Consider the following 9,771-nt stretch of genomic DNA (forward strand, 5'->3'; position numbering starts at 1 on the left):
CATCCTGTCAGGCCTCGCTGGCGACGCGTGCCGTGCGCTCGCGCACGGTGGCGCTCGCGATGCCGGCAGGCTTGTCTTTTTCCAGACGCATGCAGCTTTCCAGGAACAGGTACATATAGTCGTAGCTTTTGCACACAGCCTGGCGCAGCTCCACTTGCAGGGCCTTGCTGGGGTTCATCCCGGCCAGGGTGCAGATGATTTCCAGGGCTTCCCATGGGTGCGCATCGTCGTACTGGGCGTGCATCTTCAACCACTTCATCGCCCGCTTGCGCTCCTCCTCGGGGAAGGCCGCCGCGTACACGCCGGTGGAGCACACCACGGCCGACCACTCCCCGGTCGCGCCCTCGATCGCGTAGTTGGTGGCGGCAATGGCCACGATCAGCGAGTCGGCCGAACTGGTGTGCCAGCACCAATGACTCAACGCGTGCAACTCAGGCGGTACGTTCTGGGCCTGCAGCTCTTCCAGGCTGACGCCATGGGCCGCGGCCCAATTCACCCAATAATCGGCGTGGTTGAGTTCCACGCGAATATTGCGCATCAGCCACCGGCGCGCCATATCCTCCCCAGGATGGCGGGCAAACTTGGTCTTGGTGAGGTTCTGTGCCATGTATAAGGCAAACTGTTCCACCACGGGCCAGCCACCGATGAGGTAGTGGCGCAGGGTACGTGCGCTCAACGTGTTATCGCGCATGCGCTGGTACAGTTCGTGTTCGACCACCCGGCGCTTGCTCTCGCTACAGTCCTGGATCAGTTGCTGTGCCCAGGCGGGGTAACTTGAGGCTTCCATCAGCGGGCCGGTTCTGTTGAATGTGTCGATCACTATAAGGCTCCTTTTTAAGTGTGATTTACAGACCGGCGGTTGTTTCAGCGGAATGTGCCGGGCGCCTTGAGCAACAAAGGCTGCGGCCGCTCGGGTCGACACTGCAGGCTGTCAAAGGTAAACAATTGCGGCTGTTCGATCAGGTAGCCCTGAGCGTAATCCACACCTATGTCGAGCAGTGCCTGTTCGATCTGCGGTGTTTCAACAAACTCGGCAATTGTGCGCTTACCCATGACGTGGCCGATGTGGTTGATCACTTCGACCATGGCGCGGTTAATCGGGTCGTCCAGCATATCCTTTACAAAACTTCCATCGATCTTCAGGAAGTCTACAGGTAAATGTTTCAGATACGCGAACGAGGACATTCCGGCGCAAAAATCGTCCAGCGAAAAGTGGCAACCTAACGCTTTGAGTTCATTAATAAAACGAATGGCGCTGCCCAAATTGGCAATAGCGCTGGTCTCGGTTATTTCAAAACAAATCATTTCCGGCGCAATGCGATAAGTCTCGAATTTCTCATGTAAAAATCCTAAAAAGTCGTCATCTCCGATGGTGATGCCTGACAGATTAATCGCACACATGGCCATAGAACGGCCCGGACGCTCCTGCTGGCAACGGGCTATGATCTTGAACACGTTCTCGACCACCCAACGATCCAGGGATGTCATCAGGCCATAACGCTCGGCCGCCGGGATAAAACTGTCGGGCAGGATGATGCGGCCGGCTTCGTCGTGCAGGCGCAACAGGATTTCGATGTGCCCGCTGCCACCCTCGGTGGGGCCGAGGGCCGCGATTTCCTGGGCATACAGGCAGAAGCGGTTTTCTTCCAGCGCCATGTGCAGGCGCTGCACCCAGGCCATCTCGCCAAAACGCATGGACAGCTCGGAATCGTCGGGGTGATACACCTGCACGCGGTTGCGGCCCTTTTCCTTGGCCATGTAGCACGCCATGTCCGCGGCGCGCAGCGACGCTTCCAGGCTGGTCGGGGTATGGGCGATATGCACCAGGCCGATGCTCACGGTGGTCACGAACGGCCGGCCCTTCCACACAAAATGCAGGCTCTGCACGGTATGGCGCAGGCTCTCGGCGATTTTTTCCGCCGCGTGCGCCGGGCAGTTTTCCAACAAAATGCCGAACTCATCGCCGCCCAGGCGAGCCAGGGTATCGCCTTCACGCAGGTCCGACTGCAACAACGCGCAGATATGCCGCAACAGTTCATCGCCCGCCGCATGGCCACAGGTATCGTTGACCAGCTTGAACTGGTCCAGGTCCAGAAACATCAACGCGTGCCGCGCGCCTGGCTGACTGGCCGCAGGATGCAGCACCTGCTCCAGGCGGAATTCGAATTCGCGGCGGTTGGCCAGGCCGGTCAGGGCGTCGTGGGTTGCCTGCCATGACAGGTTGGCAATGTATTGACGCTCCTGGGTCATATCATGCAACACCAGCACCGCGCCGCTGACCTGGCCGCCGCTGCGGATGGGCGCGCCCACCAGGGTGACCGACACCGTGCTGCCATCCAGGCGCTGGATGGTCTTGGCATGCTCGCTGCCGCCCCTGAGCTGGCCCTTGACGATGTGCTCGATCAGGGTAAAGGCATCGGGCTGGGCATTGTCATCCAGCAGGTTGAACAGCGCCGCCAGGGGCAGGCCCTGGGCCTGGCTCGACTTCCAATGGGTGAGCGCCTCGGCCGCCGGGTTCATGTAAGTAATGGCGCCATCGACATTGGTCGTAATCACACCGTCGCCAATCGACTCCAGGGTGATCTGCGCCCGCTCCTTCTCTACCTGCAAAGCATTGGCAAAGGCATGACGCTGGGCCAGCAACTTATGGGTGCGCAACAGCGCCAGCACGATCAACCCCAGGGCGGTGGCCAGGTTGGTGATCAGTAACAGCCGCAGGATCACCCGCGAACCTTCGCCCAAGGCGTCGCTGAAGGCTTTGGCGGCCGGCGTCACACCGTCGTTGATCGCGATGATATGCGCCTTCCATTGACGCACATCGTTGGCGTTGACCCGGTCGGCACTGATCGCGGCGTGCATCTCGCGGGCCAGGTTGTCCAGCTGGACCAGGTAGCCATCGCCCACCGTCCATAGCTCGATGGCCTTTTCCAGGTAGCTGAAATGGCGAAAGTTCAGGTACAGCCAGATCAGGCTGGAGACGTCGTCCGGGTGATTGCCGCCCTTTAGGATACCCAGGCGCGCGGCGTTCAGGTCGGGAGTGGGACGATCCAGGGCGATGCGCAGCTCGTGGCCGCCCTGGGGCACCGCAATGGCCTGCTGGTATTTGAGGTAGGTGCTTTCGTCGCGGTTATCGGCGTACAGCGTCAGATAATAGATGGCATCCTTCTGGCCTTTGGACCACAGGCTTTCGCCGCCCACATAACCGCGCACCGCCGAAAGCATGTACAGGCTGACGCAGCCCAGCAGTGCCTGGAACAGCACAACCGCGATAAAGGGCCACACAATGCCCAACAGCCGAGGCGTTCCGAGAGTCCGCTTTCGCTTCATGAAGTCCCTTGCATATGCACCACTGACTACGCACGCTAAAAACCACTTTCATGTCGCACAGCCTAAGCTGAATCAACGCACTTGTTGCAAGTGTCCATAAAGCTTGGCGTATAGGCCGCCATCGGCGATCAGCTGCTGGTGGTCGCCATCTTCGGCAATATGCCCGCCATCAAACACTAATACGCGGTCCGCCTGTTTTACCGCCGACAGACGGTGAGCGATGATCAGTGTAGTACGACCACTGAGAAACCGCGCCAGCGCCTGGTGCAGGTTGTACTCGGTGGCGGCGTCCAGGGCCGAGGTGGCCTCATCAAGGATCACCACTTTCGGCTCGGCCAGCACCATCCGCGCAATCGCCAGGCGCTGGCGCTGGCCGCCGGAAAACCGTACACCGGAACGCCCCACCACGCTGTCCAGGCCCAGGGGCAAAGCCTTGACGGTCGTGTCCAATTGGGCGATTTCCAGCGCCTGCCAGCAGGCCTGGTCGCTGCGATCACGGCCCATGGTCAGGTTGGCGCGTACCGTGTCGTTGAACAGCGCCGGGTGCTGCAGCACCACCGCGACATGCTCGCGAATCATCTCCAGGCCAATCGCCTGCTGGGTGGCGCCACCAAAACGGATGCTGCCGGCCTGGGGCGTATAAAGCCCCAGGAGCAATTGCACCAGGGTACTTTTGCCGCCACCGCTGGCGCCGACAATCGCGACTTTCTCACCGGGAGCGATGCTCAGGTTCAACTGGTCGAGCACCAGGTCTTCGCCGTAGCCGAAATCCAGCCCGCGCACGTCGATGCCGACGGTATCGTGCCCGCTGAACGGATCTTCACCGCCGGGGTATTGCGGCTCATCGGCGCGCGCCAGCAGTTCGTTGATCCGCGTCAGCGCACCGCCCGCCGCGTAATAGGCGTATTGCAGGTTCAGCAACTGTTCCACCGGGCCGATCATGAACCACAGGTAGCTGAACACCGCGAGCATCTGGCCGATGGAAAGGTCGGAAAACAGCACGGTGAGCATCGCCGCCGCGCGGAAGATGTCGATACCGAACTGGAACAGCAGCCCGCTGGCACGGCTGGACGCGTCGGTTTTCCACTGCGAATGGATCGCGTAGTCACGCACTTCCTGGGCGCGCTGGCCGAGTCGGCCGAGAAAGAAGCCCTGGCGGTTGCCGGCGCGCACTTCCTGGATGGCGTCCAGGGTTTCGGTCAGCGCCTGGGTAAAGCGCGAGGTGCTGTCGTTTTCCAGCTTCTTGAGGTGTTTGACGCGCTTGCCCAATTGCACCGTGGCGTAGATCACCAGCGGGTTGAACAACAGGATCAGCAGCGCCAGTTGCCAATGCATCCACACCAGGATCGCCGAGGTGCCGAACAGCGTCAGCATCGCCACCAGAAAGCGGCTGAGGGTTTCACCGACGAATTTGTCCAGCGTATCCAGGTCGGTGACCAGGTGCGTGGTCACCGTGCCGCTGCCCAGGCTTTCGTATTCGCCCAGGGAGATGCGCTTGAGCCGCTCGATCAGACGCACGCGGATGCGGTACACGATGTCCTTGGCCAACCGGGCGAACAGCCGCGCCTGCACCACGTTGAACAGCAGCGCGCCGCAGCGCAGCAACAGGGTCACCAGCAGCATCAGGCCGATATAGCCGGCGGCTTTCTGCCAACCCAGAGGCAGCGCGTGGTTCATCACCTTGAGCGCGGCGTCGCCACGGCCCAGCAGCACTTCGTCCACCAGCAACGGCAACAGCAAAGGAATGGGCACGCTGCACAGGGTCGCCAGCACGGCGACGCCATTGGCGATCCACAGGGATTTTCTGTGACGCAGGGCCAGGCGGCGAATTTCCGCCCAGGTCAGTCGATCGGTGCGCTTGCCGGGTTCTTTATCGGGTTGATCATGCACAGGCTGCTCGCTCCAGCCATCGACCCAGTAACGGCGACAACTCGGACAGCGGCTGGTAGCCATTGGTCAACAGCGCCAGCTGGCCGTCGCGCTCGGCCAGCAGCGTCGGGAACCCGGCGATGCCCAGATCCTGCACCCAGGTGAAATCGGCGGCCGTGGCGGCATGCTGCTCGGCACGGTCGAACTCGCCGGCAAACTCGATTCGCGGGATGCCGGCTTGTTCGGCCAGTTCCACCAGCACCTTGGCCAGGGTCACGTCGCGCCCCTGGACATAAAAGGCCCGCTGGATCAGCCCCAGCAATGTCCACGCGCAATCCGGCGCCAGGCTGCGGGCGGTAACGATGGCGCGGCACGCAGGCTCGGTGTCATACACAAAACCGTCGGGCAACGCCCCTTCGCGCTTGAACGGCTGCCCGGTGGCCTCGGTGACCGCCTGCCAATGTTCAAGGATATAGCGCCGCGTGGTCGGCTCCAGCGCCGCGCCACTGCCGGTCCGCAGGCCGCCCACCACCAGGTGCACGTCGACGCCGGCCGCCTGGGCCTGCTCTACCAGTGCCTGCGCCACCGGGGCAAAGCCCCAGCACCAGGAACACATCGGGTCCATTACATAGAGCAGGCGCGCGGACATGGCTCAGGCCTCGGAAGGGGTTTGCTTGTAGTTGTAGCCAATCGGGTGCGGCATATTGCGGGCCTTGGCCAATTCAATCTGCTTTTGCCGGTCGATGGCGCTGCGACGGGTTTTCTCCGGCAGCTTATCCCAGCAATGCGGGCAACTGATGCCGGCCACATAGTGTTCGGATGCACGGTCTTCCACGCTCACCGGTGTGCGGCAGGCATGACATTGATCGTAGTCGCCTTCGCTCAAGTCGTGGCGCACGGTCACGCGGTTGTCGAACACAAAGCAGTCGCCCTGCCATTTGGTTTCTGCCTGGGGCACCTCTTCGAGGTATTTGAGGATGCCGCCCTTGAGGTGATACACCTCATCGAAGCCTTCGCTGAGCATGAAGCTTGAAGCCTTCTCGCAGCGAATGCCGCCGGTGCAGAACATCGCGACCTTCTTATGCTTGGCCGGGTCGAAGTGGGCTTTGATGTAGTCGGGAAACTCGCGAAAGCTGGTGGTCTTCGGGTCGATCGCGCCTTCGAAGGTGCCGATGGACACTTCATAGTCGTTGCGGGTGTCGATCAACAGCACGTCCGGATCGCTGATCAACGCGTTCCAGTCCTTGGGATCGACATAGGTGCCGACCTGCTTGTTAGGGTCGACGCCTTCGACGCCCAGGGTCACGATTTCTTTCTTGAGCTTGACCTTGGTGCGGTAGAACGGCTGCTCGTCGCAGTACGACTCTTTGTGGTCGAGGTCGACCATGCGCGGGTCGGTCTTCAGCCAGCCGATCAGGCCGTCGATGCCTTCGCGACTGCCGGACACGGTGCCGTTGATGCCTTCTTCGGCGATCAGCAGGGTGCCTTTGATGCCGTTGTCGACCATTGCCTGCAGCAGGGGCTCGCGCAGGGCGACGTAATCTTCGAGGGTGACGAACTTATACAGTGCCGCCACGACAATCGGTTGAGTCATGGGTGTTTTCTCCAGGTGGCTACCCTCGTAAAGGGTGAACCGGATACATAAAAAAGCGGGCCGGGGCGCGCGGCGCGCATTCTAGCAAAACCCTGGCGACGCCGCATCGACACTCAGTCGCCGATATTTCCTCGACACCCGCGCGGCATTGGCCGACCTCGGCACCGAAACCTGCGTGATAGCGTCTGGCGTTGCCCATTGGATCCACCTGTGGGCGCACTGGAAGACCGTCTTCATGCTCACTTCAAGCAGTCCGCTACTGGCCAGACTGGTAGAACGGCCCGTCCCTCCCGGCGAGGGAAAGGTCGACTTCTGCACGGCCCTGCATCAACTCGGCATCACCAGCGTCTTTGACATTGTGCGTCTGCCCCGCGCCGACTTCATCGGCCGACTGGGCCGTTGCAACGATGACGATGGCGCCCAGGCCTACGACACCGCGCTGGCCTACGCCACTCAGCTGCAATGGCTGCACGACCTGCAGCCGGACCATTCAGTGTCAGCCCCGGCACGCGACAAACGCGCGCTGGCGTCCGGCATTACCGGCCAGCCTGAGACAGACTGGGCCAACGCCTGCGCCCCCGACGCCCTGGCCGCGCTCGACTCGCCGGTGGCCTACCTGCGCACGCTGTTTCTATTCGCCCTGCAACTTGAGAAAAACGGCACGGGCACCCAGGACAAAATCCCCCTGGGCCAGCGGCGCCCGGACCTGGAAACCCTGCTGATCGACCACGACAGCACCTTTACCGAACGGCCCTTGCTCACGTTGGTCGATGAGCTGCTGCGCCGGCAGATCACGCTTCATCATCCCGGCCAACACCTCAATCGCCTGCTCAGCACCCGGCACTATCCGCTGGCGCTGCCGTATCACCATCACCACGCCCAGGTTCGCCTGGGGCTGGCGGGCACCGGGTATAGCCTTGGCGAATTGAACTACCGGATCAGCCGGCGCCTGCCCTTCGACGCCGCCGGCATTGCAGGTTACGCCACGGTGCGCGCGCGCAACGCCGATGTGCACTGCCTGATGAACGAACTGAACCCCGGTCAACACACGCTCCTGCTGCAGCCACCGATGGGCGGCAGCACGTTGTTTGAAACCTGTTTCGGCCAGGCGCTGGACCCGGTCACCCGACAGGCAGGCCCGCCGCCGACTCTGCAGGCGCTGCTCGACGCCACCGCAATGGACACCGCCCGGCTGCAGGCACTGCTGGCACAGGAACGCTTCGCCCCATATGCCTCGCCCTCGGCCCGGCACGGGTCGCTGCCCACTTACGGCGCGCGCTATATCAACGGTGGCGGCCAACGGCCGCTGACGTTGACGGGCAACGCCGCGCAGTTGCTCAACGCTTCAGACGAACACTTCGACCGCCTGCAGCGCATGATCCGCCTGCAACAAGGGTTCGACCTGCCATTTGCCGAACTCGACACCTTGCTCGTCAGTGCCATGGCGTGTGAACAGCCGGCCAACACCCAACTGCGCATCCGCCACGCCACCCTGCGCGCCCTCGGGGTGTATCGCTACCTGGCGCGACGCTACACGCTGACGCCGCTGGAATTCGGTGCGTGGCTGGACCGCCTGCCGCTGCAGGCCAGCGCCCCGGCCCAGCCGTTGTTCGACCAGGTGTTCAACCGCACCACGGTGGGCGCGCACGCCCTGGCATTGGACGAGCAACCCTTCGACGCAGCCACCCGACAACAGCTGTGCGCCGCGCTGCAACTGAACGACACCCCCCAGGCGCTGCAACTGCTGATCGACGCCAGTCCGACTCCAGTGCTGCGCAACCTGGCGACCTATACCGCGCTGTACCGGCAGGCGCATATCGCGCGCACCTTCGGCCTGTCGGTGTGGCACTGCAAACAATTGGCCGACCTGCTGGGCCCCTCAACCTGGACCACCCTCACGCGCCCCACCCTGCACGTCGAAGGCCACGGCGCGGCGGATTTCCTCGATGTGCTGATGCAACTGGACTGGGCCGTCACCTGGCTCAACGACAGTCACACCAGCGTGCCCCAACTGCGCCAACGCCTGCTGCTGGAGGCGGACACCGATAACCCGGCCCTGGCACGTTGGGTCGAGTTGCTGCAGCGCCCGCCTTACGAGCTGCCGTCCACCCGCCAACTGGCGGCGCTGTCGCTGCCGCAACCTGGCGCCGCGGACAACCTGGCCGCCATCGAATGGGCCGGGGTGCTGGCCCAGGCGCTCGGCCCGGCGCCGGACCTTTCCCTACCCTGGCAGCCGACGCTTGCGCTGGCCCACGCGATCAACGCCCTGACCCTGAGCCGCACGCCGACCGAGGACGCCGCATTGAAACGCCAAGCCCGGGAAATCCTGGTGCCGCGGCTGCAGCGCCTCGCTGACCAAAGCCTGCGCCTGTGCATTCAACGGCTGTTGGACAACCCGGTGCCGGCCCCATATAGCCGCGAGCTGACGCTGTACTACAACCAACACCTCAACACGCAGAAACAGCCGGTTGTGCTCAAGCACCTGATCCTGCTGGCCCCGGATATCACCACGCTGCTGGCGCTGCCGGTGAACGGCGCGAGCCTGCGGCAGTGGTTGCTTAACCCGCATTGGCTGGACAGCCACCTGACGCCCTCGACGCCGCTGGAACTGAACCTGGGCACGCTCTATCTGCTGCAGCGCTTCAAAGACTGCTGCGATACCTGCGGCCTGACCCAGGAGCGCCTGCTGGCGTTCTTCCAGGCCGCCAACCACCACGACGCTCAAGTCGCTGACGAGCGGCTCAGTCACTGGCTGGGCTGGAGCGAAACGGAGCTGCGGGTGCTCACCGACACCCTGCCCGCCGGCCGCGTGACGGCCATGGACCAATTGGACTGGGTGATGCGCTGCCGACAGGCGTGCGCGGTTACCCGCCTGTCCAGCCAGACCCTGCTGGACGCGAGCGAGCTGACCAGTACCAGCGATTTCAACCAATGGAAAGCGGTGGGCGAAGCGGTTATCGCCGCGCGTCACTGACGGCCGC

6 protein-coding genes are annotated in these 9,771 nt (G+C 62.9%); 1 reads left to right on the forward strand and 5 read right to left on the reverse strand.

The annotated features are described in order from the left end of the window. Positions 1-7 precede the first annotated feature (7 nt). The 5 genes from QRN10_RS04545 to trhO form a co-directional block, all read right to left on the reverse strand. On the reverse strand, positions 8-787 hold the full coding sequence (locus tag QRN10_RS04545; RefSeq protein ID WP_409567544.1) for an iron-containing redox enzyme family protein: 780 nt from the start codon (positions 785-787) through the stop codon (positions 8-10). Between the two features lie 77 nt (positions 788-864). After that, on the reverse strand, positions 865-3,327 hold the full coding sequence (locus QRN10_RS04550) for an EAL domain-containing protein (RefSeq protein WP_285427919.1): 2,463 nt from the start codon (positions 3,325-3,327) through the stop codon (positions 865-867). A gap of 72 nt (positions 3,328-3,399) precedes the next feature. After that, positions 3,400-5,217: an ABC transporter ATP-binding protein gene (locus QRN10_RS04555; RefSeq protein WP_285427920.1), complete on the reverse strand. Its 1,818-nt coding sequence runs from the start codon at positions 5,215-5,217 to the stop codon at positions 3,400-3,402. Then, positions 5,210-5,845: a DsbA family protein gene (locus QRN10_RS04560; protein WP_181075651.1), complete on the reverse strand. Its 636-nt coding sequence runs from the start codon at positions 5,843-5,845 to the stop codon at positions 5,210-5,212. Before QRN10_RS04560 ends, QRN10_RS04555 begins: the two co-directional genes overlap by 8 nt. A gap of 3 nt (positions 5,846-5,848) precedes the next feature. Further along, positions 5,849-6,790: an oxygen-dependent tRNA uridine(34) hydroxylase TrhO gene (gene trhO / locus QRN10_RS04565; protein ID WP_285427921.1), complete on the reverse strand. Its 942-nt coding sequence runs from the start codon at positions 6,788-6,790 to the stop codon at positions 5,849-5,851. Between the two features lie 235 nt (positions 6,791-7,025). Here trhO and QRN10_RS04570 point away from each other — a divergent pair, with 235 nt between their 5' ends. Then, positions 7,026-9,764 (forward strand): Tc toxin subunit A, encoded by a 2,739-nt coding sequence (locus QRN10_RS04570; protein WP_285427922.1) that lies wholly within the window; start codon positions 7,026-7,028, stop codon positions 9,762-9,764. The last annotated feature ends 7 nt before the right edge of the window (positions 9,765-9,771 follow it).

This window comes from Pseudomonas sp. lyk4-R2A-8 (assembly GCF_030209095.1).
GTDB classification, from domain to species: Bacteria; Pseudomonadota; Gammaproteobacteria; order Pseudomonadales; family Pseudomonadaceae; genus Aquipseudomonas; species Aquipseudomonas quebecensis.

What these genes read in the sequence shown, in the direction of transcription:
- QRN10_RS04545 (WP_409567544.1), bottom strand. Translation starts at nt 787, where the DNA reads ATGGAAGCCTCAAGTTACCCCGCCTGGGCACAGCAACTGATCCAGGAC.
- QRN10_RS04550 (WP_285427919.1), bottom strand. Translation starts at nt 3,327, where the DNA reads ATGAAGCGAAAGCGGACTCTCGGAACGCCTCGGCTGTTGGGCATTGTG.
- QRN10_RS04560 (WP_181075651.1), bottom strand. Translation starts at nt 5,845, where the DNA reads ATGTCCGCGCGCCTGCTCTATGTAATGGACCCGATGTGTTCCTGGTGC.
- trhO (WP_285427921.1), bottom strand. Translation starts at nt 6,790, where the DNA reads ATGACTCAACCGATTGTCGTGGCGGCACTGTATAAGTTCGTCACCCTC.
- QRN10_RS04570 (WP_285427922.1), top strand. Translation starts at nt 7,026, where the DNA reads ATGCTCACTTCAAGCAGTCCGCTACTGGCCAGACTGGTAGAACGGCCC.